The sequence below is a fragment of the Polaribacter atrinae genome (assembly GCF_038023995.1).
Classification (GTDB): Bacteria; Bacteroidota; Bacteroidia; order Flavobacteriales; family Flavobacteriaceae; genus Polaribacter; species Polaribacter atrinae.
The window spans coordinates 1,943,917-1,968,326 of the sequence record NZ_CP150660.1 but is presented as its reverse complement, the minus strand read 5'-3'; the positions used below and the strand labels follow the sequence as shown (position 1 = coordinate 1,968,326).

Below are 24,410 nucleotides of genomic sequence, written 5' to 3'. Positions count from 1 at the left end.
AGGTTGAAAACCGAAGCCTTCAACCTTTTATACTTTTTTAAAGTAACTTATTTAAAATCTTCGTCGGTAACACCTTCGTTAATTTTAATTTCTGTTACTTCAAATTTTATATCCATTGGACCCATTTTTTGTCCCATTGAAAATGGAAATTTAACACCTTTTACTTCTTTGTAATTAGAAAAAGTAGATGGTACTCTTACTTCTTTTCCATCTGGTGTTTTTACAACTTGAACTTCTTGTAATTTTAATCCAGATTTTACATCAAAAAATATTTCTTTATCATCATATTTAATAACGTAAGCCTTGGTACCTTCTAATGGTTCTATTCTTAAAAGTTCACCGTCTTTATAAGCTAATTCTTCTGTAATTGCATTTTTAGCTTTTGCTTTGGTAATTTCTTCTGCAGTCATTTCCTTTTTTCTACCTTGTGCTTCTTGGTATCCTGTTTCACCATCAAAAACTATTTTTTGTAAAACTTGTCCCATTCCAGAAACAGTAACAACACTTTTATTAGGTGTAGCGGCTTTTCTTACTAAAGAAATATCCATTCCTTGTACTTTTGCAGCAGAGGTGATTGAAATAGATTTAACTGCTGTTAATTTATCTTCTCCTCCGATAGCATTAATATATGCATCTACAACAGTACTTGCAGTAACTCCTTCTGGAATTGCAATAGTCATTTCTGGTTTTTCTGTAGGGTCTCCATTTTTGTCAAAGTAGTTAATGGTATACCCTGTTTTTTCTAAGTTATCTAATACATCAATAGCTTTACCTGTAACAATTATACGAGCTTGATCACTTTTAAAGTATTTTAAAGCTGCATTTTGAACATCTTCTAGAGTTACTGAATTTATATTAGATAAATAGTTTTCGTAAAAATCTGTAGGTAAATTATAACGTGCAATATTTAAAGCAAAACTAGCAGCAGTAGCTGGTTTTTGTACATCCATAACGAAGTTACCAACATATTGTGCTTTTGCATTTTTTAATTCTTCTTCAGTAACTTTTTCTGTACGAATTTTATCGATTTCTTTTTTAATTTCTACTATAGAACTGTCTGTAACACTATTACGTACACTAGCTGATGCTCTAAAAGTTGCTGCAATTTTACTTTGTCTAACGCTAGAGTAAGAGCCATAAGTATATCCTTTGTCTTCACGTAAATTCATAAATAAACGAGCAGTTCCGCCACCACCAAGAATATTACTAGCTAATAAAGCTGCATAATAATCTTTGTCACCTAATTTTAAATCGATATTGTTAGCAATTACAACTTCTGATTGCACTGCGTTTGGCATATTGATAAAATTGATTTCTGTTTTAGAAACGTTTTCTGGTTTTTTGAAAGCAACTTCTGGAATATCACTTTTTTCCCATTTCTTGAATAAACTTTTTACTAATTTTTTAGTCGCTTTTGTGTTGATGTCTCCAACAATAATTAAATAAGCATTGTTTGGCTTGTAATAAGTATTGTAGTTGTTTTTAACATCTTCTAAAGTGATATTGTTTAAAGTTTCTTTAGAAATAAACTCTCCATAAGGATGATTTTTACCATACAATAAAGCACTTTCTACTCTTCTTGCAGTACTGGTAACGTTCTTTTCATCAGATTTTAATCCGTCTAAAGTAATTTTAATTTCTTTATCGAATTCTTCTTGTGTAAATTGAGAATTTTTAACTCCGTCTGCCATTAAAGCCAATACTTCTGGGAAATATTTTGTTAAAGACCTTGCAGAAGCACCAGAACTATAAAAATTAACTCCAGCTCCTAAGAAATCTACTTTCTCATTAAATTCATCTTTGGTGATGTTTTTTGTTCCTCTTCCTAATAAACTTCCCATTATGCTAGAAACTCCTGCTTTGTCTCCTTCTACAACAGGGTTGTTGTCTATCGTTAAACTAGCAGATGCTCTAGGTAATTTATGGTTTTCTACCATAATTACTTGTAAGCCATTTGATAAAGTAAATTTTTCTGATTTACCTAATTGAACCTTTGGTGCTGGTCCTGGTTTAGGTTGTTGGCTTCTATCTATTTGTGCAGTTGTAGCAAAAGACATTGCTATAAGTGCGATAAGTGATATTATCTGTTTTTTCATTGTATATGTCTTTTGTTAATTATTTTTTAGGTAAATATTCTAAAGTTACTCTTTGGTTTGGGTTTAGATATTTTTTAGCTACTTCCTTAATATCTTCACGAGTAATAGAACGATAAATTTCAATTTCTGTATTAATTAGATTTGTATCTCCGTATAATACATTGTATCGTGCTAAAGAGTTTGCAATTCCCTCTACACTAGAGTTAGAATTTACAAATTGATTTTCGAATTGATTTTGAAGTTTTTGGTATGTTTTTTCTGAAATTAACTCTGTTTGTAGCTTTAAAATTTCTTCATCAATTTCTGTAACAATGTCTGTTAATTTAGTTTCACCTTGTGGTAAACCATAAATAATATATGTTCCGTAATCTTCTTGACTTAAATTGATTGCGCCAGCTTGTAGTGCCATTTTTTTAGTATCTACTAACTTTTTATATAATACAGAACTTTTTCCAGTACTTAAATAAGAAGAAATCATATCTAATACTCTAGAATCTTTTGTTTTCATAGACGGAGTTCTGTAGGCTGTCATAATCGCTGGAATTTGAATGTTAGGATCGTAACCTTTTGCTGCTATTGGTGCAGTAATTGGCTCTTCTTCTATTATAGTTCTTTCAATATCTGCTCCACGAGGAATTGGTCCAAAATAAGCTTCAATTAAACTTTTTGCATTTGCAATGTCAATATCACCTGCAACAACTAAAGTAGCGTTGTTTGGTACATAAAACTTTTTATTAAATGCTAAAAATTCTTCTAAAGTAGCATCGTCTAAATGCTTCATTTCACCAATTGTTGTTCCTTTATATGGGTGTTTTTTAAAGATTTCTTTTTTTACATATTCTAAAAAACGAGAATAAGGTTGGTTATCTACTCTTAATCTTTTTTCTTCTTTTACAACTTCATTTTGAGTGTCTACACCTTCTTGACCAATAATTGGATGTAATAAACGCTCAGACTCCATCCATAAACCTAATTCTAGATTGTTAGAAGGAAATATTTCATAATAGTAAGTTCTATCATCGGTAGTGTTTGCATTGTTTTTTCCACCGTTTGCTGCAACTATTTTAAACCACTCACCTTTATCAATGTTTTTTGTGCCTTCAAATAATAAATGTTCAAAAAAGTGAGCCATACCAGTTCTGTCTGGTTGTTCGTCCTTTGCTCCAACATGGTACATTACTGCAGTAGTAACTACAGGAGCAGATGTGTCTTGGTGTAAAATAACGTGCATTCCGTTATTTAAGTCATACTCTTCGAATTCTACTTTTTGAGCGTTTAAAGAAAATGCTACTAAAAAAGCAGAAGTAAGAGATAAAATACTTTTCTTCATGTATTAATTTTTAAGTTATTAATTGATGTTTGTTTGACGCTGGCACCTTAAATATGTTACAGTATTTATTCAAACATTTTATAGATTTACCAAAAATAAAAATTTAATTATAGAATTTTTAGTGAATAAGGTTTTATTTACTTGATTTTGATGTGATTATTTTTTATTAAAAGATATTGCAGCGTATTAAAAAAGATGTATATTTGCACCCGCATTTTCATTAGAATTATGCAAACTAATTAGTAATAAACGCAAAACAAATAGTATGTACGCAATCGTAGAGATGGCAGGGCAGCAGTTTAAAGTTGCAAAAGACCAAAAAGTATACGTTCACCGTTTACAAGGAGAAGTAGGATCAAAAGTTACTTTTGATAACGTTCTTTTACTTGATGAAAAAGGTAATGTAACAATTGGCGCCCCAGCTATAGAAGGAGCTTCAGTAACAGCTCAAATTTTAAGTCACTTAAAAGGTGATAAAGTAATCGTTTTCAAGAAGAAAAGAAGAAAAGGGTACATTAAGAAAAACGGACACAGACAATTTTTAAGCGAGATTCTTATCGAATCTATTGCTGCTTCAGGTAGTAAAAAAGCTGCTCCAAAGGCAACTAAAGCTGCTCCAAAGAAATCTGCTAAAGCAGACGACTTAAAGAAAATTGAAGGTGCTGGACCTAAAGCTGCTGAAGCTTTAGTAGGTGCAGGATTAGATACTTTTGCAAAAGTAGCAAAAGCAGATCCAGCAAAATTGAGTGAAATCTTAACAGAAGCTAGTTCTAGATTATCTCATATCGTAACAACTACTTGGCCTAAACAAGCTGGTTTAGCTGCAGAAGGTAAGTGGGATGAATTAAAAGAATTACAAGATAGATTAGACGGAGGTATTGAAAAATAATTCCTAATAATTTAACTTTAACCTATAAAAACTCAATAACATGGCACATAAAAAAGGTGTAGGTAGTTCGAAGAATGGTAGAGAATCAGAATCGAAACGTCTAGGTGTAAAAATATTTGGTGGACAAGCTGCAATTGCAGGGAACATTATTGTTCGTCAAAGAGGAACAACTCACAATCCAGGAGAAAACGTTTACATGGGTAAAGATCATACTTTACATGCAAAGGTTGACGGTGTTGTAGAATTCCGTAAGAAAAAAGATAACAGATCTTATGTTTCTATAACTCCTTTTGAAGTTTAAGAAATTAAGACTATTATAATTAAAACGCTCAAACAATTCTGTTTGAGCGTTTTTTTATGCTTCTAATTTAGGTTGAATTTGTACTTTTACATTAATGAAATTTTTATACAATATACTCGTTTTTAAAGCCTCTGTTTTATTGCCGTTGGTGGCAATGTTCAGTAAGAAAATAAAGCTTTTTGTAGCTGGCAGAAAAGAAACTTTTTCTAAAATAGCTGCATTAAAGAATTCTGAAACTATTTGGTTTCATGCAGCTTCTTTAGGGGAGTTTGAGCAAGCAAGACCTATTATAGAAGAAATAAAGGCTAATTATCCTACCTATAAAATTTTAGTTACTTTCTTTTCTCCATCTGGTTATGAAATTAGAAAGAATTACAACTTAGCAGATGTGGTTTGTTATTTGCCTTTAGATTCAAAATCGAATGCCAAAAAGTTTATTGAAACTGTAAATCCTAAATTGGCAGTTTTTATAAAGTATGAATTTTGGCCAAATCTTTTAAACGAATTAAAACGAAAAGAAATTCCTACCATTTTAGTTTCAGGTATTTTAAGAGAAAAACAACTCTTCTTTAAAAGTTATGGTGGTTTTATGAGAGATTCATTAAAAGCTTTCCATCACTTTTTTGTGCAGGATGAAAACTCCAAAAAATTACTAAGCTCAATTAATTTTAATAATGTAACTGTTGCTGGTGATACTCGTTTTGATAGAGTTTCTAAGATTTTAGAACAAGATAACTCTCTAGATTTTATCAACCAGTTTAAAGACGGTAAATATACTGTTGTGGCAGGCAGTACGTGGCAAGAAGATGAAGCGTTGTTGGTAAATTACATCAATAATAATGCATCCGAAGATGAGAAGTTTATTATTGCGCCTCACAATATTAAACAAGAAGCAATTTTAGAACTGCAGAAATCTATCAACAAAAAAACTGTTTTATATTCAGCTAAAGCTGATAAAAATTTATCAGAGTACAGCGTTTTTATTATTGATACAATTGGAATTTTAACCAAAATATATGCAGCTGCAGATCTTGCGTATGTTGGTGGAGGTTTAAAAACAGGTTTACATAATATTTTAGAACCCGCAACTTTCGGAATTCCTGTAGTGATTGGAGATAAATACGACAAATTTAAAGAAGCCGTAGATTTGGTTAAAATAGGAGGTTGCATTTCTATTAAAAACCAAGAAGAATTTACAACGAATTTCATCAACCTAAAAGAAGATGAGAATTTTAGAAAGTTAACGGGAGTTATCAATAAAAGATATATTGCAGATAACCTTAAGGCTACAAAATTAATTATGAATTATTTAGAGGATACACTTTAAATGAATATCAGTTCGATTGATTTTGATTTTTATCAGAATCGTATCGAGAAAAAATGAAAGAAATTATGGATTTTATATTACAACCTTGGGCTTGGTATGTTGGAGGACCGTTAATAGCAATTTCGCTTTTATTGTATTTCTATTTTGGTAGAAATTTTGGTGCTTCTACAAATTTTGAAACGCTTTGTACAATGGCTGGAGCCGGTAAAGTTTCAGACTATTTTAAGAAAGATTGGAAGGACCGAGATTTTGCATTAATGTTTGTGGTTGGGTTAATTATTGGAGGTGTTATTTCTGCTAAGTATTTAATTCCGAATCAAACAGTAGATTTGAATCCTACAACGGTTAAAGAACTTACAGAATTAGGGTTTTCGAATGTTGGGAATCAATATTTTCCTGACGAAATTTTTGGAGCAGAATCATTCTTGTCAATCAAAGGATTTTTAATTCTTTTGGTATCAGGAATCTTTGTTGGTTTTGGAACGCGTTATGCAGGTGGTTGTACTTCTGGTCATGCAATTACAGGTTTAAGTAATTTAGAATTACCGTCTTTGTTAGCAGTAATTGGTTTTTTTATTGGTGGAATGATTGCTACCTGGTTTATAATTCCAATGTTATTTTAGCCTATAATTGGCATTAAAAAAAATAATTATGTTCAATTTTTCTCTTCGAGCGCAGTAGAGAAGTTAATTGAAAATTTAAAATATATTCAAAATGAAAAACATCAAATTCTTACTATTAGGAATCTTTTTTGCCATTGTATTGAGTAAAAGTGAAGCCATTTCTTGGTATCGATTTTACGAAATGTTTAAGTTTCAATCTTTTCATATGTTTGGAATTATCGGAGGAGCCGTTGTAATTTCAATGGTTTTTATGCAGTTGTTTAAAAGTGGCAAAATAAAAGATATTAACGGAAATAAAATCGTTCCAAAACCAAAGAAAAAAGGTTTTGTTAGCACTATTTTAGGAGGAACATTTTTTGGCTTAGGTTGGGGGATATCTGGAGCTTGTGCTGCACCTATTTTTGTAATTCTTGGCTTTAAATTAATTCCGGCTTTAATTTTATTAGTAGGTGCACTTTTAGGTGCGTTTATTTATGGACTTTTAAGTAAAAAACTACCCAACTAAATGAGCAAGTTACTAGACAATTTTGGTCGTCAAATGGAATATGTTCGATTAGCAGTTACAGATCGCTGTAACTTGCGATGCCAATATTGTATGCCTGCTCACGGAATAGATATTGTACCAAGACAAGAGTTATTAACCTTTAAAGAAATGTATCGCTTAATTAGAGTGTTAACAGAATTGGGTGTTGATAAAGTGCGTTTAACAGGTGGAGAACCTTTTGTACGTAAAGATTTTGTTGGGTTTTTAGAGATGTTGTCTTTTAATGATTTATTAGATGAAATTAATATTACTACAAATGGTGCGTTAATTTCTCATCATATTTCTAAGATTGAACAATTAGAAAAAGTAAAAAAAATCAATTTAAGTATTGATAGTTTAGATCGAGAAAAGTTTGCGAAAATTACAAGAAGAGATGTTTTTCCTGAAGTTTATAAAACCTTTGAATTACTAGAGAAAAGTAGTTTAGATTTAAAGTTAAATGTAGTAGTGCAATCAGGTTTTAATACCGATGAAATTGTAGACTTTGTAAGATTAACAAAGGATAAAAATGTTGCTGTTCGTTTTATTGAAGAAATGCCTTTTAATGGAAAAGGGCAACGAGAAATGAAAGAAAACTGGACTTTTAATAAGATTTTAAATGAGGTAAAAACGGCGTTTAATGTAAATGAAATTCAGTCTGAAAAATCATCAACTTCTAGAAATTACCAAATAGATAATCATGTTGGTACTTTTGGAATTATACCTGCTTTTACAAGAACTATTTGCAATGATTGTAATAGAATTAGAATAACATCTACCGGAACTTTTAAAAATTGTTTGTTTGATGCCGGTGTTTTTAATTTGAGAGATTTTATAAGAGAGGGCGCATCTAATGACGATTTAAAAGAACTTTTTTTAGGTTTGGTAAAACAGAAGCCAGAAAATGGTTTTATAGCAGAAGCAAATAGAAAAGATGGTGGCGCTTCTGAAAGTATGAGTACAATTGGAGGATAGTAAAAGTATAATCTTGTAATTGTTTAATTGTGGAAAACGCTTGAATAATTACACGATTACACAAATAAACAATTACACATTTTATACAAATGATTTCAGTAGAAAAAGCTTTAGAAACTGTTTTAAATTCAAGTCGAGATTTTGGAATTGAAGAGGTTCCGTTTATAAAATCTGTAGGTAGAATTCTAAAAGAAAAAATTCTTGCCGATAGAGATTTTCCGCCATTTAATAGAGTTTCTATGGATGGAATCACTATTGATTATACTTCATTTAAAAATGGACAACGGGCTTTTAAAATTGAGGGGATTCAAGCTGCAGGAAGCGAGCAAATTTCGTTAAATAATTCAGAGACTTGTATAGAAGTAATGACAGGGGCAGTTTTACCAAACAATGCCAATATTGTTATTAGGTATGAAGATGTTACCATAAAAAATGGAATTGCAACGATTAGTGTTGATGTAATAAATGATGCTCAGAATGTGCATGCAAAAGGGAAAGATGGTAAAGTTGGCGATTTATTAATTGAAGAAAACACCAAGATATATGCAGCAGAAATAGGCGTGCTAGCAACTGTTGGTAAATCTTTTGTAAAAGTTGCAAAACAACCAAAAGTAATGATTGTTTCTACGGGTGATGAATTGGTTGGCGTAGATGAAATTCCGCAAGCACATCAGATTAGAAGAAGTAACGTGTTTACTTTAGTGTCTTTGTTAGAGAGACTGAATATCCCTTCTGAAACGGCACATATTACAGATGATAAACCTGTTTTAAAATCGAAAATCGAAAACTATTTACAAGAATATGATGTATTGCTTTTTAGTGGGGCGGTAAGTAAAGGGAAGTATGATTTTTTACCAGAAGTTTTTGATGAATTAGGAGTAGAGAAACTGTTTCATAAAATTACACAACGACCAGGGAAACCTTTCTTTTATGGAAAAACAGATGAATGTAATGTCTTTGGTTTTCCTGGAAACCCGATTTCTACTTTTGTAAACTGTTTGGCATATTTTTATCCTTGGTATTATAAATCAGTAGGTTTAGAAGTTGAACAAGAAACAGCAATTTTATCCGACGATGTTATTTTTAAACCTAATTTAACATACTTTTTACAAGTAAAATTAAATTCAGTTTTGGGAGATTTAATAGCAACTCCAATTACAGGAAACGGTTCTGGAGATTTAGCAAGCTTGGTAAAAACAGATGCTTTTATTCAGTTACCAAATGATAAAGTTGAATTTAAAAAAGGAGAAGTTTATAAAGTAATTCGCTATCGCTAATTATAATTTTAAATGTTTAGTTTTGAGTGTTAAGTTTAAAATATAGTTATGAAAGAAAGTATCGTTAAAAAAAAAGCTTTGAATTTTCATTAAAAATAATTTCTTTATATAAAAAATTACAACAAGAAAGAGAATTTGTAATTTCAAATCAAATTTTGAGAAGTGGAACATCAATTGGTGCAAATATAGAAGAAGCTTTAGCAGGGCAAAGTAAGAGAGACTTTACTGCAAAAATGTCTATTTCATCAAAAGAAGCGAGGGAAACTAAATATTGGTTGCGATTATTAAAAGAAAGTGAGATAACGAGTATTGGTGTTGATTCATTAATTTTAAATATTGATGAATTGATACGAATATTAACATCAATTGTTAAAACATCTCAACAGAATCTAACTAAAAGCTAATCATTCAACATTTAAAACTAAAAATTGTGAGCAATTTTACACATTTAAATAAAAAAGGAAATCCTAAGATGGTAAATGTTTCTGATAAGAAAATTACCAAAAGAACTGCCATTGCAAAAGCAACCATGTTTTTAGGAAAAGAAGTAATAGCTCATTTTACAAATGATGAGTTAATTACCAAAAAAGGACCTGTTTTTCAGACGGCAATTATTGCAGGGATACAAGGAGTTAAAAAAACATCAGAATTAATACCAATGTGTCATCCGTTATTAATTAATGGGGTAGATATTGATATCAATATTATAGATACAGAAAATATAGAAGTCTTTTGTGAAGTTACGATTACAGGGAAAACCGGAGTTGAAATGGAAGCTTTAACAGGTGTAAATATTACGTGTTTAACTATTTATGATATGTGTAAAAGCATTAGTCAAGAAATGGTGATTAAGGAAGTAAAGCTGTTAAAGAAAACTGGAGGGAAATCTGATATAAATAATTAATTGTCATTACGAGGAGGAAGGACGAAGTAATCTGTTAATAAAAGATTGCTTCACTTTGTTCGCAATGACAAAATGAATAAAATGAAAAAACACAAAAAACATACAAATTTAGAAAGAAGAGATAATGATAATTTTGCGCCAAATGAAATTTCTATTCTAGGTACAAATTGTGGGATTATTTCAGATTTAGTTCATAGTGTTTCTAAGAAATTATCCAACTATAAGTTGGCGTATTTTGATGCTTCGCACGCAAAATATGTTGCCGAGAATACGTTGTCAGAATATACTTTTCATCATCAAGGAAATTTACAGATTACCACTTCTGGAAATGTAAATAAGTTTGAACAACGCTTGCAATTTGCACAGTACGATTATGTTTTTATCAATGGAAACCATTATCAAGGAGCAAAACAAATTTTGGTTTTAGATGAAGCAAAAGAAGCTTCGGTTTTAAAAAGATTAGAACAGTTAGATCGTATTCAGTTTGTTGTGAAATTGAAAAAAGACACAGCATATTTTTCTTTTTTGGAAGAAAAATATCCGCAGATAAAAAATATAACGTGTTATACAATTGATGAGGTTGATAAAATTGCAAAGCACATTCATAATCTGATTCAAGAAAAAATTGCACCCGTAAAAGGGTTGGTTTTAGTTGGAGGAAAAAGCACAAGAATGGGACAAGATAAATCTGAACTAGATTATTTTGGAAAACCTCAAAAAGAAGTTGCTAAAGAATTGTTAGAAAATAACAATTTAGAAACGTTTTATTCTGTTCAGAATTCATCACCAAAAGAAGATGAGATTTCTGATAAGTTTTTAAACTTAGGTCCGTTTGGAGGTATTTGTTCTGCATTTCAGAAAGACCCAAATGCAGCTTGGTTTGTTTTGGCAACAGATGTTCCTTTTGTAAATGATGTTATTGTTCAATTGTTGTTAAAGCATAGAAACCCTAGTAAAGCGGCCACAACTATTAAAGGAAAAGATAAAGATTTTCCAGAACCTTTAATTACCATTTACGAACCAAAAGCATATGCTATTTTATTACAATATTTAGCGCAAGGATATTCTTGTCCGCGTAAAATGTTAATTAATTCTGATGTAGAAATTGTTGAAGTTGATGATGAATTTATCAGAAATATAAATACACCAGAAGAGTTTAATGAGGCTAAAAATGAGCTAAATTAGTTGTAAATTAGTATGTTTAAATATCTATAATCTCACTTTTATTATGAAAACACAATCTTATTTTTTTATTCTCCTTTTTGGAATGCTTTTTGCGAGTTGTAAACCAGAACTTTCTACAAAAGAATTTATGGTAGATAGTTGGGAGACCACTTATCTAAAAATAGAAATGTATACTGTTAATAAAACAGATTCTTTACAGGTTTACGAAGATAAATTTGATGATAATCCAGAGTTAGTGGCACAATCTCAATATAATAATGATGGTACTTTTTCTGCTTGGTTTAAAAATACAAAAGGAGAACAAATATCTAAAGCTATTGGAGAGTGGGATGTGGTAGGAGATTCTTTAAAAGTATCTTTTAACTATGGTGGTAGAGATAAGAAAGTAAGCTACCTAATTAAAAGAACTAAAGAGGGGTTTGTAGGTACAAGTAAATATGATTGGGATGAAGACGGAGCCTTTGACGACCTGTTAACCATGAAAACAAAGAGAATTAAATTAGACTAGATTTGGGGAGTTTCAAAAAAATATCTTTAAGAATACGTATCTTTTTATCAATGATTTTATTGGTGTTATTAGCATCAGTATTAATCTTGGTGGTTACTATTTATCAGTATGATGAACAAACAAAAGACTACAATATTCAACGTTTTGAGCGTAAAGAAGCTACCACAAAAGAAATTATAGAATTAGAACTTAAAAATAAAACGACCTATCCGGTAAATACAGAGAATTTAGCTAAAATATTTCAAGAACGTATTTTCGAAATATCATCTATTAATAAATTAAATATATCTTTTTACGATTTACAGGGAAACTTACTAAAATCTTCTACAGCAAGTGCTTTTGAAAAGGTAGATGAAAATCCACTTCCGGTGGATATTTTGAAAGAATTGTCTCAAAATTCTAATCACAAAATTTTAAAAACAAGTGTAGATGATGGAACTGTTTATCAATCATCATTTTCCTTTATTCATGATCCTAAATTTAAAAGAATAGGTATTATAGAGTTGCAATTTACACAAGATAATTCTGAGATAGAGCATGAATTAAGAGAGTTTATGTTGAGGTTGGGCGTTGTGTATATCCTTATGTTTTTAATTGCAATTGCAATAGCGTATTTTTTATCTAGCTACATTACAAGGTCTATAAAAACCATTTCAGATAAAATGCAACAAACCCGTTTAAATAAACGGAATGAAAAAATTGTTTTAGATAAAGCGAGCTCAGAAATAGAGATTTTGGTTGAAGCATACAACCACATGATTGATGAGTTAGGAGAAAGTGCTGCTAAGTTGGCTAAGAGTGAGCGAGAGCAAGCATGGAGAGAAATGGCAAAACAAGTAGCGCATGAAATAAAGAATCCGTTAACGCCAATGCGCTTAACAGTGCAGAGTTTTGAAAGAAGGTTTGATCCTTTAGATGAAAAGGCAAAAGATAAATTAAAAGAATTTTGTCAAACTTTAATTCAGCAGATAGATGTAATGAGTTCTATTGCTTCTGCTTTTTCTGATTTTGCCAAAATGCCTACTCAAAAGAAAGAACAAGTTGAGTTGATAAGTGTCGTAAAGTTTGCATTAGATATTTTTACAGAAGAATACATCAAATATTATCCTCAGGAGAAAGAATTATATGCTAATTTAGACAAAACTCAATTGATTAGAGTGATTACTAATTTAGTTAAAAATGCAATTCAGGCAGTAAATGTAGAAGAAAACCCTTTAATTGAGGTAAAAGTTTTTTCTGAAGATCTAAATATAAAAATTACAGTTTCTGATAACGGTAAAGGTATTTCTGAAGATTTAAAAGATTTAATCTTTGAACCTAAATTTACTACAAAAACAAGTGGAATGGGATTAGGTTTAGGAATGATAAGAAATATTATAGAAGCTTATAAAGGATCTATTTCTTTTACTTCTACAGAAGGACTTGGAACTGTTTTTACTGTTATATTGCCAAAAAGTTAATATAATCATTGTCTATTATTTAAAAAAAAATAGGCCATTAAATTTATACATAATGAGATTCGAGAATATTTTAGTTGAGAAAAAAGATAGTTTAGCTCAAATAACTATCAACAGACCCAAAAAATTAAATGCTCTTAATAAAGTGACTATTATAGAATTAAATGAAGCTTTTGAGGAATTAGAAGATGATACAAAAATTAGAGCGATTATTTTAACAGGTAGTGGAGAAAAAGCTTTTGTTGCAGGGGCAGATATTTCTGAGTTTGCAGATTTTTCTGTAGATGAGGGTACTCGCTTGTCTAAACTAGGGCATGATACTTTATTTGATTATGTAGAAAACTTATCTACTCCTGTAATTGCAGCCGTAAATGGTTTTGCTTTAGGTGGTGGTTTAGAGTTGGCAATGTCTTGCCATTTTAGATTGGCATCAGATAATGCAAAAATGGGCTTACCAGAAGTTTCTTTAGGTGTAATACCTGGTTATGGAGGTACACAACGTTTACCGCAATTAGTAGGTAAAGGGAAGGCAATGGAAATGATTATGACCGCAGGTATGATTTCTGCCGAAGAGGCCAAAGAATATGGTTTGGTAAATTATGTGACTACACAAGAGGAGTTATTACCTTTGGCAGAAAAAATTGCAAGTAAGGTTATAAGAAATTCTTCGGATGCAATTTCTGCCGCAATTAGAGCTGTTAATGCTGGTTTTGAAGAAGGTATTAATGGTTTTAATGTTGAAATAGAAGAGTTTGGAGAGTGTTTTGGTACAGAAGATTTTACAGAAGGTACTGCTGCTTTTTTAGATAAAAGAAAACCTAATTTTTAGAGATTAGTTGCTAAAAATAAACATGTAAAATTGTAATAAAAAAGCCTCATAATTCTAAAATTATGAGGCTTTTTAGTTAATTGTAAATTGATTTATTTTACCATTATTTTTTTAGAGATGGTGTTTAAGTTTGTTTGTACTTGTAATATGTATAAACCACTGTTTAAATCTAAATCTATTTTTTCAGAAGAAATAGTACCTGCATCTACACTTTTACCAGAAATATCATAAATTACGTATGATGATTTTAAAAGACTTTGTGGAACCATAATATATTCTGATGCTGGGTTAGGGAATACTTTAATTATTTCTGCAGTTACACTCTCTGTAGCTAACGTGGCAGGATTTAAGCTGTAAAGTTCATTACCCGAGGTTCCATTATCACCTTCAAAATATAAGATATCGTTTAATACAGTAATTTCATCAATATCTTTAATAGTATTGTCTAATTGTTCTATAGTAGTTCCGTTAGTTCTAAATAAATATTTGTTGGTACTTGTAGCATCTTCACCGCTGTAATATAAGTAACCATTATAAACAGCATAATCAGAGGGATCATGGTTTTTACCAGAAATATTACTAATGTTACTTATGGTATTTGTTGTTGGATTTAAAACATAAAGTTGATCATCATTAGTACCATCATCACCTGCAAAAAATAATTGATCATTCCATGCAAATAGATCTGCTATTCCTGCTAAGTCTGTAGCAGCTGCTACAGGTATGGTACCAGTTTCTGTACCGTCTGTTAGCCAAAGAGCATTGTCTGCTTCAAAATATAAAATATCATTAACTATTGTAAAATTACTAATACTAGAATCTCCAGTTCCTGCATCTATATCTTTTACAAGCGTAAAAGTTTCTGCCGTTGGCGAGTATTTATAAAGTTCGTTACCATAAGTAGCATCTTGTGTATTGTAATTCATATAGATATAAAGCGCATCTTTATAAGCAATCATTTCAGCAAAAACAGATTCGAAACCATCTCCTAAATCTGCAACTTGTACAGCATCATTTACGCCATCCCATTGCACTAATTTATTTGCTGTTTCTGCACTTGTACTACCTGGTTGTCCTCCAACAGTAAAATAAGCCATTCCGTTTAGTTCTGTAAAACGTTGAGGTGCTTCTCCTGTAATAGTTGGCATAATATCTACTTTTGTTGTACCAGCTTCTGTTCCGTCTGATGTCCAAAGCTCTGCACTTCCATCATTGGCATTAAAATAAAATTTATTATTAAAAGTAAAAAAAGCAAATGGATTTGAACTAGAAGAACCTAGTTTAATATCTTTTACAAATGTAGTACCCGATGTTGTTCCGTCGGTAACCCAAATTTCTTTTCCTAAATCTTCTCCACTAGGAGTGTTAGAACCGTTAGAATCATCTGCAGAAAAAAATATTTTTCCATCTAAAACAGTAAGATTTGCAGGACTAGAGCTAGAAGTTCCGTTGTCATTAATTTCTTTTACAAGTGTAATTTGTGCGTTTAACGCAATTGCGCTAATAAGAGCGGTAAATAAGAGTAATTGTTTTTTCATAATTGTGAGTGTTTAAAATTGATTTTTAAAATTGATTAATATTACTTAGGAAGGTTAGGTATTAAAGTTCTACCTCTGCTAGAAGACAAGGTTTCCATAAAGGCAATTAAGGCTTCAATTTCATTTTTTTCTAGATTTAATTTTTTTAAGATAGGTGAGTTTGTTGGTATTAAAGAGTCGCGCCCTTTACCTAAGTATTTTTTTTGAACAACTGCAGGATTGCCAAGGTTGTAAAATTGAACAACATCCAATAAGCTTGGGAAATGTCCGTTATGCATCCAAGGACCAGTTCTGGCAATTTCTCTTAAAGTAGGTGTTCTTATTTTACCAATATCTGCCATATTTTTAGTTACATTATAACGTCCAAAATCTTCATCTTTGGTGCCAAACAAGGTTTGTCCGTCGTTGTGAAATTGGTTGTCTGAAAAATAAGGGGTGTTATGGCAATTGATACATCTTGCTTTTGTGCGGAATAAGTGTAAGCCTAAAACTTCTTGATTGTTAAGTTTGGTAGAATCTCCTTCTACAAACTTATCGAATTTTGTTTTGTAGCTGTTTACGGTGCGTTCAAAGGTTGCTATGGCATACTGAATACGTTTTAATGAAATGGTGTCATTACCAAAAGCGGCTTTAAATAAGGGTTTGTATCCTTCTATTTTTGCTATTTTATCTACTGCGATATTCAGTTTTTCATTCATCTCTAAAGGGTCTCCAATAGGAAATCTAGCCTGATCTTCTAAGCTAGAAGCACGACCATCCCAAAACAAACTGTGTGCAAAACCAGCATTTAAAATAGTCATAGAGTTTCTTGCTCCTGTCTGGCGATCGTGACCAAAAGAACGGGTAGAATTATCGGTCCAAGCTAATTCTGGATTATGGCAAGAAGCACAGGCTATTTGTCCGCTAACGGATAATCTTGGATCGAAAAAGAGTGTTTTTCCGAGTTTAGATTTCTCTTTACTAAAAGGGTTGTATTCTGGATGTTGTAACTTTGGTAAAGCTCCAATATCTTTAAAAGCTTTTTTGTCTACGGTACTATCTAAATCTGGAGTAGGCCATTTAGTATTGTCTCCATTGGAATAAATAGCTTTTAGGTTAGCAATATTGGTGTACTCTTCTTTATGTTCTGTTTTACAAGAACATATAATAATGCAAATAAATAGGGTTAAAATAAGGTTGTTTCTCATGGTTATTATAGTGTGTATTCAGTAATGCAATTGTTAGTAGTTAAATCTTCAGGATCCGTATAATCGGCTGTATTATATAAGCGATATTCAGAAGTAATGGTGCCTCCAAAAACGGCCTCGTTGGTCAGGTTTAATTTAAATTTAAGTTCAAAAATACCAGGGCTAACTTCTTGGTAAGTGCCTTCTCCAGAAATGGCAAAAGCATAGCTATTGCCATTTGTACCAGAGATTGTTAACAATTGGGGGATTATTAAAATGGAGCCATTAGTTGTACTTGTTCCGTTTTTAGGAAAAAATTCTATGGCTGGAGTTACGTTAAAACCAGGAGAGTTTGCTCTACTTGTACTCTCGTTACTAAAGTATCTTTTTAAGTTGAAGGCGTTTACTGTTGTAGTTGAAATTGGGCTATCGAAACCTATTTGAAAGGCATGATGGTAAATATCATCTAGCGGATCGGCAGTGCCATTATCACTATAAAGTACGGCATTCGGGTTTGTAGATGCTACAACTATAGGGTAGGTGAAGGCAAAAGTAGATTGCCAAGCACATTCTCCATCTTCATTAAAATCGTTCCAATGTTCTATATATGTACGGTGAAAAACATCTGATAAATTGTAGAAGCTAGCAGCTGTATTAATAGTAACATCACGTTCAGATTTAATAGGTTTTACAATTTGAAGTGAACTGTTTCCTTTGGTTGTGTAATTTTCGTTATCGATAAGCGTAATAATGGTTTGGTATAACACATCATCATTTTCTATAGATTCATTTAAGGTAACTCTGTACTTTATTGTGGCACTGTTTTCTCCTATGTCTAAGGGCTCAATACTATAATTAAAACCATTTAAAAATTTAAAAATATCTAAATCTTCTATTTCCGAAGGAAGATATCCGTTAGGAAAATTAACAGTAAAGTCAATTTCTTCACCTGCTTCACCGGTAATTTCAATTCTGTTTTCTATAAATGTATAAGTGGTTGTAACAGGTTCTAAATTAACAGTGAATTCCGAATTAGTTTCATTTGAATTTAAGTTCCCTATATTTATCGAAGGATCTGATACCGACTCTAGGTTTAGAACAATACTTTCCGCACCCAACCATCGTTTATTAAAGTTAATATAAATAGTATCGGTTAATTGATTGTTTTTAAACGAAACTTGGTTTACTGGACTTATGGTAAATAGATCTTCATTAGAGGAAGATGTAACGCTGTAATTTACGGTTACCTCATTTTCTAATGTGTAAGATGTTAAGGTTACAGGCACTTTTAAGGTGTTAATGCTTGTGTTTATATAATTAATACTTGGTATAATGGCGCTACTTACTTGCGGGTATTTGAGTGGTTCATTATTGCTGTTGGTTAAAAAATTAAACCGAACAAAACTAGGAACGTCATTAATTGTATTGTCATCATTTTTAGAGCATGAAAACAGTATCGCAAAAACAGTTGCTATGGCTAATATGGTTTTAATATGTGTCATTTTGCTGTAAATTAGAGTTAAGTTCAATGTTACTGTTTGGTATTGGAAGTATATATTTTCCTGAAGGATAATTTAAGTTACAAGTTTGCGATACGCAGTCTGTACCTCGTATTATATTTTGTTGAAATCTTGCTAAGTCGAATAAGTATTGAGTTTCAAAGCACATTTCTTTTCGGCGTTCTTGTAGAAGAATACCTTGTAAATCTGTCGTCTCTGTAAGTAGCGTGGCATTTGCTCGGTTTCGTAATATATTAATGTCGTCTTTACAAGCTTCTAGATTTTCAAGTCCTAATGAGGCTTCGGCTCTTATTAAATACATTTCACTTAATCTGATAGCTACAAAGCCTGGGTTATCTTGAAATTTTTTAGTAAAATAATATTGGCGGTCTTCTAATTCTCCATTAATTAAGGTTGGTAAATTGGCTTCAAGAAAAAGCTGTCCACGTAGATCATTAGGTTCAAAAAGGTTTCGTAAATCTTCTGAAGCTACATAATCTGCGTAATCTGTTGTTGAGGTATAACCATAGGAGCTGGATAGTGAGCCTCCTATTGTACCGCCACTGTCGCGCGGAATAGAAAACTCTAATAATACTTCAGAAATAGGTACATCTGGTTTTTCCCATTCTGCAATATAGTCTTCCGAAGGTGTTAGTGTTTTTCCTGAATTCAGAATCACTTCATTTGCCAAATCGTAAGCATTTTGCCAATCGTTTTTAGATATGTAGACTCTGGCAAGTAAAGCTTGAGTACTTACTTTATTGAAATAAGAATACGTTGGTCCATCTAAAAGTAAAGTGTTGGAGTAGTTGTTTATAGCAGCAGTTAAATCTTCAATAATTAAAGTATAGGTTTCTGCTAAGGTTGCTCTAGATGGGTAGGTGATGCCATTGGTTAAAGAGGTTTTGTTATAAACAATGCCTAAATGACTAGCATCTGAGGTAAAACCATAGTTTTGAGCGTATACTTGAGATAATAGAAAATGTGTATAGGCTCTAATGGTTAAAGCCTCTGCCTTTATTTGATTTTTTATATTATCATTAGAATCTGTTAGTGCATCCACATATTCTAGAATAAGATTTGTTTGGTTTATAATATCGTAGCAGTCATCATAAAACCCGTCTAAATTACTGTCATCTGCTAAATCTGTAAAGTTGTAAACGTTTTCTATATTAAAAGGCACTGTAATTTGCCCCGTATTATTACCCGTTTCTGTTGGTGTAAAGGTGATATTGCCAGCTTGCATATCGGCGTAAGTGGCATAGCGCTCGCCTCTCACGTTGGATTCTAAATCATGATAAGCACCATTTAGGGCAGTTATTACTCCATCTGTACTGTCAAGTAATTCGGTAATAGAGGTTTGAGATCCTGGTTCTTGTTCTAAAAAACCACTGCAGTTGTAAAAGATTGCAATTAATACTGCTAGGAAGTATTTAGAAAGTTGTTTTAGTTGTTTTTTCTGTGTCATCATCACCTTAAAATTTTGCATTTATTCCTATTGAAATTGTTCTCGCTTGTGGGTAGGTAAATCTAAATTCACTAATACCATTTCTGCCATTTAAACTTTTTTCTTTGTACCAGTAAAGGACATTAGAAACATCTGTATATACAGATAAGCCATCTAAAAAACTTAGACTATTTTTAGGAAAGCTATAGTTTAAATTCACGTTACTTATTCTTAAAGACGTAGCGTCGTACAAGTATTTATCATAGTTAGAAATGGTTGGGTTATTGCTGGTTACAATTGGGTTAAGAGCAACATCTCCTGGAGTTCTCCAATAATCGTACGCATTTACAGATAGATTTCTATTTGATGTGATGTTGTATTTAGCAATAAGCTCATCTTCTGCTAAATAATCACCGCCTATTTGAAAGCTTCCTCGAATGGATAAGCTTATATTATTGTTGAAGGTGAAGGTGTTATTGAAACCACCGTAGGCATCGGGTTGATAATCTCCAATAGGTACCCAATCTGCACTTGTAAACAAACTATTATAAGTTACGGCATCGTATATTTCTCCGTCTTTTTTAAGTAAGTCACGCCCCGTAGCAGGATCGATACCTGCCCATTTAATACCCCAAATAGTAGAAGTACTGTAGCCTACTTTTTGTGCCAATGCAATTTCTGAAGTTGAAAACTTACTTCCTAAACCTTTTAGTTCTGTAACTTTACTTTGTAATGTAGAAATGTTAAACGAGGTGGTCCATTTAAAATTTTCTTTTTGAAACCATTTAAAATTTGTTGATAGTTCTAGCCCTTTGTTGTACATGCTCGCAGCGTTAATTTGGATGGAACTATAGCCGGTCTCGGTAGGGATGTTTCTGCTTGTAATAAGATCTTGAATATCGTCGTAATAATATTCAAGTGTTAAACTTACCGTGTTTAAAAAGTTGAAGTTTAAACCCGCATTAAATTTTTTATTCTTTTCCCAACTCAATTCACCATTAGGAGCAGCAGACGGATAAGCAATATCTAAGTTATTATAACCATTATCAGCAATGGTATATAAGCCTTTAGAGCGATAAGAACCTATTCTAGAGTTTCCTGTAGTTCCGTAACTTAGTTTTAGTTTTAATAAATCGATCCAATTATTAGTTTCTAAAAAATTTTCATTAGATAAAATCCAGCTTACACCGGCACCTCCTGTGTAGGCCACATTGGTGTCGTCTCCAAAAACAGAACTTTGGTCACGTCTAAAATTTGCTAGAATAAAATAGCGTTTTTTGTAATTGTAATTAAGTTGCGAAAAGAGAGATACTTTAGAGTTGTTACTAATATCTGAGCTGTAAGTTTGATTTCCTGTAGATTCATTCTCGGTTGTGGATGGGTTGTCATCCTGAAGGGCATCGGTAACCTCGTTTATAATGTTTGGGTTTACAAATCCTCGTCCGGAAGCATAATTAAAGTCTACATTTTCTTTTGTAAGTTCAATACCAAAGATACCGTCGAAAGTATTGTTTTCGTCTATTTGTTTATTGTAAAGTGCGCGTGTTTGCCAGTTCCACTTATTGGTGTGCCTATTATTTATTAAACGACGGCCGTAGATTGGATACGACGTACCATTTAGTGTAAAACTACCATTAACTTGACCACTTTCATTTTCTCCCGAGAAATAACGATCTTGTTCTTTATCACTGTAAGAAAGACCAAATAAAGAGGAAATATTTAAGTCTTCTGTGATATGATAGCTAGCTTGTAGACTTCCTAAAATACTATAAGTGTTTGCAATGTTTTTGTTTTGGTCAATGGCTGCTAATGGATTTCCTAAGCCTGTAACCCCAACATTGGCATAAGAACCGTCCTCGTTATAAGGAGATAGGTTTGGCGCAAATGCATAGCTATAATAAATATTTGGCGCTTTTTTAGATACGAAGCTAGGACTTAGTGTTAAATTTAGGTCGAATTTCTTATGTTTATATCCTAAATTTATATTCGCATTTAGTTGTTTGTTGGTGTTTCCTTTTTGAGGTTCGTCTATTTTTTTAAAAGATAAACTTGTGCGGTATGAAAAGGATTCTGAAGCTCCAGAAACGCTAAAATTGTATTTATTATAAATTCCTGTACCATTTAGTAAATTAAACCAATCGGTATCTACACCATTGTAAGCTATAGGAGTGTAGCTTAATGTTGTATTTTTTAAATACTCATTTCGCAGTTCGTTGTATTGAGATCCACTTAAGTATTTAATTTGATTAATCGCAGAGGAAACTCCTAATTGTGATGAGAAACCAAATTTTGCAGGTCCTTTTTTTCCTTGCTTGGTAGTAATTAAAATAACACCATTGGCAGCATCCGCTCCATAAATACTAACTGCAGCGGCATCTTTTAAGACGGTAAAACTTTCTATATTTTCTGGAGAAATTTGAGATAAAGGATTCGATAAATCTTCGGAAGAACTTCCGTTAGCGTCAAAAAAGTTATTGTCTATCGCCATTTCTTCGGCCATAATAACACCATCAATAATAATAAGTGGTTGTGTAGAAGTACCGTATATAGCACCATTTAGAGGAGTTAAACTACCTTGACCTCTAATGTTAATGCTTACTGGGCCGCCAATACCAGATGTGTTTTCTATATAAACACCTGCTATTTGTCCGTCTACCATTTTATCAATACTTTCAGAGGCCTGTTCTATGGCAATGTCTTTAGAATTTAAGGTTTCTATACTTCCAACAACTTCCTCTCGTAGTTTTTTTGTTCCGTATGAAGATGTAATTATTACCTCTTCTAAAGCATTTCTAGATTCTTCTAAATAAAAAGTAAATTGAGATTGGTCTGCTACCACTACGGTTTTTGTTTTCATACCTAAGTAAGAAACTTCTAAGACAATGTTGGCAATATCATTTCCCTTTAATAAATAAGTAAATTGACCATCCATATTTGTGATTGCTCCAATTCTAGAACCTTTAATTAAAATGCTAGCTCCTGGAAGTGGTAAATTGTCTTCTGCTGTATACACAATACCTTTTATGATTCTTGTTACTTTTTGAGGTTTAGTTTGTTTTTCAATAAGTAAAATCTGCTTATCTTTAATTACATAAGTTAGTGTGGTCTCTTTTAATAGTTTCGACAAAATTTCTTTTAAACTGTTGTCTGTTGCTACTAAACTAACTTTTTGTTTTACGTTTATTTTAGCGATATTATAAATAACTCGATAAGAAGTTTGATCTTCGATTGTTTTTAGAACAGTACTTAGTGGTTGTTCTTTTATGTTGATAGAAATTGGTTTTGTTTGCGCAAAGGCATTTTGATAAAATAGTATAATTCCTAAGGAGAGAATTAGTTTTTTTATATGGGGAGTAAAAATATGCTTCATATTAATTGCTACTAATTATTATTTGGTTGTCTTTAATAGTGTACTCAAAATAGGTATCGAATTTTAGTAAGTCTAAAATGTTTTCTATTGTTGAAGTTTTAAAGTTGATGGTTCCGCTAAATTCTTGAGACTCTAATAGTTTGTTATTATTAATTATTTTTACATTAAATGCACGCTCAAGTTTTTTAGATATTTCGCTAAAATGTGAGGCCTCTAAAATGTATTCTCCATGAATCCATGAAGTATATAAATTGGTGTCTACCTTTTCTATTTTAAATTGTTGACTTAAAGAATTCCAACTAGCTTTTTCATTAGGTATTAATAATGAGTTGTAGTTTGCATTAGAGACATCTACAGAACCTTCAACTAAAACACAGCTATAATTTGTAGTATTAGAATAAGCACTTACATTAAATTTTGTTCCTAATACTTTTACGTCTACATCATCTATGTTTACTATAAATGGTCTATTGGCATCTTTTTCAACTTCAAAAAACGCTTCACCTTGTAGATAAACAAGTCTATTTCCATCTGTACTAAATTGTTTTGGGTATTTAAAAGTGGTGCCAGAATTTAAGTGAACTGTAGTTCGGTCTGATAGCTTTACTTTAAAAGTTTTTCCTAATGGAATATTTAGGGTATGATAAATTGTAGGGCTTGTAGTGGATGCTTTTTTATATATTATTTCGTCTTTGTTGTGTTCTGCGATAACTTTGCCAGAAGAACTTAAAATATTTTCCTGATCATATTTTATTTTAATGCTATTATCTTTGTCTTCAGTTAGCAAAACAATACTATTTTCTTCTATTTGCTTGTTGTTAACATTGCTTGAATCCCAATAAAATTTTCCTATGCTTATAAAAACGATGATTGCAGCAGCGTATTTTAGCCAATTTTTATATTGCAAAGGTTTTGTTTTTCTAATTTTCTTTTGAACTTCTTGCCAATCTTTTTTAGGTGTGTGCTCTGAAACAGAAGTTAATGCCCATGTTTTTTTTAAGGCAATAAATTCTTTTTTGTTACTACTTGATGCTTCTATCCATTTAAAAATTAGGGCTACTTCTTTTTCGGAAGCTTCGTTGTTTAGGTATTTTGTTATTAATTTCGAAACCATTTTAATATAATGCTGAATTAATATTGGTGTTTGGTGTTTTTTGTTGCATATA

Annotated in this window: 21 protein-coding genes; 13 read left to right on the top strand and 8 right to left on the bottom strand. The window is 31.7% G+C overall.

Features of this window, described 5'->3' with window-relative positions; all coding sequences use genetic code 11:
- Positions 1–47: 47 nt before the first annotated feature.
- Positions 48–2,096, bottom strand: a complete 2,049-nt coding sequence (locus WG945_RS08630) for a M16 family metallopeptidase (protein ID WP_068447039.1) — start codon at positions 2,094–2,096, stop codon at positions 48–50.
- Between the two features lie 19 nt (positions 2,097–2,115).
- Positions 2,116–3,426, bottom strand: coding sequence for a M16 family metallopeptidase (locus WG945_RS08625; RefSeq protein WP_068447038.1), 1,311 nt, complete (start codon positions 3,424–3,426; stop codon positions 2,116–2,118).
- Between the two features lie 265 nt (positions 3,427–3,691).
- Between WG945_RS08625 and rplU the strand changes: the two genes are divergently transcribed.
- The 13 genes from rplU (at position 3,692) to WG945_RS08560 (ending at position 14,224) form a co-directional block, all read left to right on the top strand.
- Positions 3,692–4,315 (top strand): 50S ribosomal protein L21, encoded by a 624-nt coding sequence (gene rplU / locus WG945_RS08620; RefSeq protein WP_068447037.1) that lies wholly within the window; start codon positions 3,692–3,694, stop codon positions 4,313–4,315.
- A gap of 40 nt (positions 4,316–4,355) precedes the next feature.
- Entirely contained in the window at positions 4,356–4,616 is a 261-nt protein-coding gene (rpmA, locus tag WG945_RS08615) for a 50S ribosomal protein L27 (protein WP_036824185.1), read from the top strand.
- A 94-nt stretch (positions 4,617–4,710) separates the two neighbouring features.
- Positions 4,711–5,943: a 3-deoxy-D-manno-octulosonic acid transferase gene (locus WG945_RS08610; RefSeq protein WP_068447035.1), complete on the top strand. Its 1,233-nt coding sequence runs from the start codon at positions 4,711–4,713 to the stop codon at positions 5,941–5,943.
- Between the two features lie 65 nt (positions 5,944–6,008).
- The gene (locus tag WG945_RS08605) at positions 6,009–6,566 is read left to right on the top strand and encodes a YeeE/YedE family protein (RefSeq protein WP_068447200.1); all 558 of its coding nucleotides are present in this window, start codon (positions 6,009–6,011) and stop codon (positions 6,564–6,566) included.
- A gap of 91 nt (positions 6,567–6,657) precedes the next feature.
- A complete protein-coding gene (locus WG945_RS08600) occupies positions 6,658–7,071 on the top strand; it encodes a YeeE/YedE thiosulfate transporter family protein (RefSeq protein ID WP_068447034.1) in 414 nt (137 codons plus the stop codon).
- Positions 7,072–8,064, top strand: coding sequence for a GTP 3',8-cyclase MoaA (gene moaA, locus WG945_RS08595; protein ID WP_082864125.1), 993 nt, complete (start codon positions 7,072–7,074; stop codon positions 8,062–8,064).
- Positions 8,065–8,153: 89 nt separating this feature from the next.
- Entirely contained in the window at positions 8,154–9,341 is a 1,188-nt protein-coding gene (locus WG945_RS08590; protein ID WP_068447032.1) for a molybdopterin molybdotransferase MoeA, read from the top strand.
- A gap of 95 nt (positions 9,342–9,436) precedes the next feature.
- A complete protein-coding gene (locus tag WG945_RS08585) occupies positions 9,437–9,745 on the top strand; it encodes a four helix bundle protein (protein ID WP_068447029.1) in 309 nt (102 codons plus the stop codon).
- Positions 9,746–9,771: 26 nt separating this feature from the next.
- Positions 9,772–10,245 carry a cyclic pyranopterin monophosphate synthase MoaC gene (moaC, locus tag WG945_RS08580; protein WP_068447027.1) on the top strand — a complete coding sequence of 158 codons (474 nt, stop codon included), beginning with the start codon at positions 9,772–9,774 and terminating at the stop codon, positions 10,243–10,245.
- Positions 10,246–10,326: 81 nt separating this feature from the next.
- On the top strand, positions 10,327–11,430 hold the full coding sequence (locus tag WG945_RS08575; RefSeq protein ID WP_068447026.1) for an NTP transferase domain-containing protein: 1,104 nt from the start codon (positions 10,327–10,329) through the stop codon (positions 11,428–11,430).
- Positions 11,431–11,473: 43 nt separating this feature from the next.
- A complete protein-coding gene (locus WG945_RS08570) occupies positions 11,474–11,938 on the top strand; it encodes a hypothetical protein (RefSeq protein ID WP_068447021.1) in 465 nt (154 codons plus the stop codon).
- A gap of 50 nt (positions 11,939–11,988) precedes the next feature.
- A complete protein-coding gene (locus tag WG945_RS08565) occupies positions 11,989–13,398 on the top strand; it encodes a sensor histidine kinase (RefSeq protein ID WP_068447019.1) in 1,410 nt (469 codons plus the stop codon).
- 52 nt (positions 13,399–13,450) lie between these two features.
- Entirely contained in the window at positions 13,451–14,224 is a 774-nt protein-coding gene (locus WG945_RS08560) for an enoyl-CoA hydratase/isomerase family protein (RefSeq protein WP_068447017.1), read from the top strand.
- 92 nt (positions 14,225–14,316) lie between these two features.
- Here WG945_RS08560 and WG945_RS08555 read toward each other — a convergent pair whose 3' ends face one another.
- The 6 genes from WG945_RS08555 to WG945_RS08530 are packed head-to-tail and all read right to left on the bottom strand — an operon-like array spanning position 14,317 to position 24,358.
- Positions 14,317–15,762, bottom strand: a complete 1,446-nt coding sequence (locus WG945_RS08555; protein WP_068447015.1) for a T9SS type A sorting domain-containing protein — start codon at positions 15,760–15,762, stop codon at positions 14,317–14,319.
- Positions 15,763–15,803: 41 nt separating this feature from the next.
- Positions 15,804–16,949 carry a cytochrome-c peroxidase gene (locus WG945_RS08550; protein ID WP_068447014.1) on the bottom strand — a complete coding sequence of 382 codons (1,146 nt, stop codon included), beginning with the start codon at positions 16,947–16,949 and terminating at the stop codon, positions 15,804–15,806.
- Positions 16,950–16,954: 5 nt separating this feature from the next.
- On the bottom strand, positions 16,955–18,430 hold the full coding sequence (locus WG945_RS08545; RefSeq protein ID WP_068447012.1) for a hypothetical protein: 1,476 nt from the start codon (positions 18,428–18,430) through the stop codon (positions 16,955–16,957).
- Entirely contained in the window at positions 18,417–19,898 is a 1,482-nt protein-coding gene (locus tag WG945_RS08540) for a RagB/SusD family nutrient uptake outer membrane protein (protein WP_340867175.1), read from the bottom strand. Before WG945_RS08540 ends, WG945_RS08545 begins: the two co-directional genes overlap by 14 nt.
- Positions 19,899–19,902: 4 nt before the next feature.
- The gene (locus tag WG945_RS08535; protein WP_068447007.1) at positions 19,903–23,244 is read right to left on the bottom strand and encodes a SusC/RagA family TonB-linked outer membrane protein; all 3,342 of its coding nucleotides are present in this window, start codon (positions 23,242–23,244) and stop codon (positions 19,903–19,905) included.
- Position 23,245: 1 nt separating this feature from the next.
- Positions 23,246–24,358 carry a FecR family protein gene (locus WG945_RS08530; RefSeq protein ID WP_068447005.1) on the bottom strand — a complete coding sequence of 371 codons (1,113 nt, stop codon included), beginning with the start codon at positions 24,356–24,358 and terminating at the stop codon, positions 23,246–23,248.
- Between the last annotated feature and the right edge of the window lie 52 nt (positions 24,359–24,410).

Bases quoted from the DNA above. Each gene is read 5' to 3' on its own strand.
- WG945_RS08630 (WP_068447039.1), bottom strand. From the start codon at position 2,096: ATGAAAAAACAGATAATATCACTTATCGCACTTATAGCAATGTCTTTT.
- WG945_RS08625 (WP_068447038.1), bottom strand. From the start codon at position 3,426: ATGAAGAAAAGTATTTTATCTCTTACTTCTGCTTTTTTAGTAGCATTT.
- rplU (WP_068447037.1), top strand. From the start codon at position 3,692: ATGTACGCAATCGTAGAGATGGCAGGGCAGCAGTTTAAAGTTGCAAAA.
- rpmA (WP_036824185.1), top strand. From the start codon at position 4,356: ATGGCACATAAAAAAGGTGTAGGTAGTTCGAAGAATGGTAGAGAATCA.
- WG945_RS08610 (WP_068447035.1), top strand. From the start codon at position 4,711: ATGAAATTTTTATACAATATACTCGTTTTTAAAGCCTCTGTTTTATTG.
- WG945_RS08605 (WP_068447200.1), top strand. From the start codon at position 6,009: ATGGATTTTATATTACAACCTTGGGCTTGGTATGTTGGAGGACCGTTA.
- WG945_RS08600 (WP_068447034.1), top strand. From the start codon at position 6,658: ATGAAAAACATCAAATTCTTACTATTAGGAATCTTTTTTGCCATTGTA.
- moaA (WP_082864125.1), top strand. From the start codon at position 7,072: ATGAGCAAGTTACTAGACAATTTTGGTCGTCAAATGGAATATGTTCGA.
- WG945_RS08590 (WP_068447032.1), top strand. From the start codon at position 8,154: ATGATTTCAGTAGAAAAAGCTTTAGAAACTGTTTTAAATTCAAGTCGA.
- WG945_RS08575 (WP_068447026.1), top strand. From the start codon at position 10,327: ATGAAAAAACACAAAAAACATACAAATTTAGAAAGAAGAGATAATGAT.
- WG945_RS08570 (WP_068447021.1), top strand. From the start codon at position 11,474: ATGAAAACACAATCTTATTTTTTTATTCTCCTTTTTGGAATGCTTTTT.
- WG945_RS08565 (WP_068447019.1), top strand. From the start codon at position 11,989: ATGATTTTATTGGTGTTATTAGCATCAGTATTAATCTTGGTGGTTACT.
- WG945_RS08560 (WP_068447017.1), top strand. From the start codon at position 13,451: ATGAGATTCGAGAATATTTTAGTTGAGAAAAAAGATAGTTTAGCTCAA.
- WG945_RS08555 (WP_068447015.1), bottom strand. From the start codon at position 15,762: ATGAAAAAACAATTACTCTTATTTACCGCTCTTATTAGCGCAATTGCG.
- WG945_RS08550 (WP_068447014.1), bottom strand. From the start codon at position 16,949: ATGAGAAACAACCTTATTTTAACCCTATTTATTTGCATTATTATATGT.
- WG945_RS08545 (WP_068447012.1), bottom strand. From the start codon at position 18,430: ATGACACATATTAAAACCATATTAGCCATAGCAACTGTTTTTGCGATA.
- WG945_RS08540 (WP_340867175.1), bottom strand. From the start codon at position 19,898: ATGATGACACAGAAAAAACAACTAAAACAACTTTCTAAATACTTCCTA.
- WG945_RS08535 (WP_068447007.1), bottom strand. From the start codon at position 23,244: ATGAAGCATATTTTTACTCCCCATATAAAAAAACTAATTCTCTCCTTA.
- WG945_RS08530 (WP_068447005.1), bottom strand. From the start codon at position 24,358: ATGGTTTCGAAATTAATAACAAAATACCTAAACAACGAAGCTTCCGAA.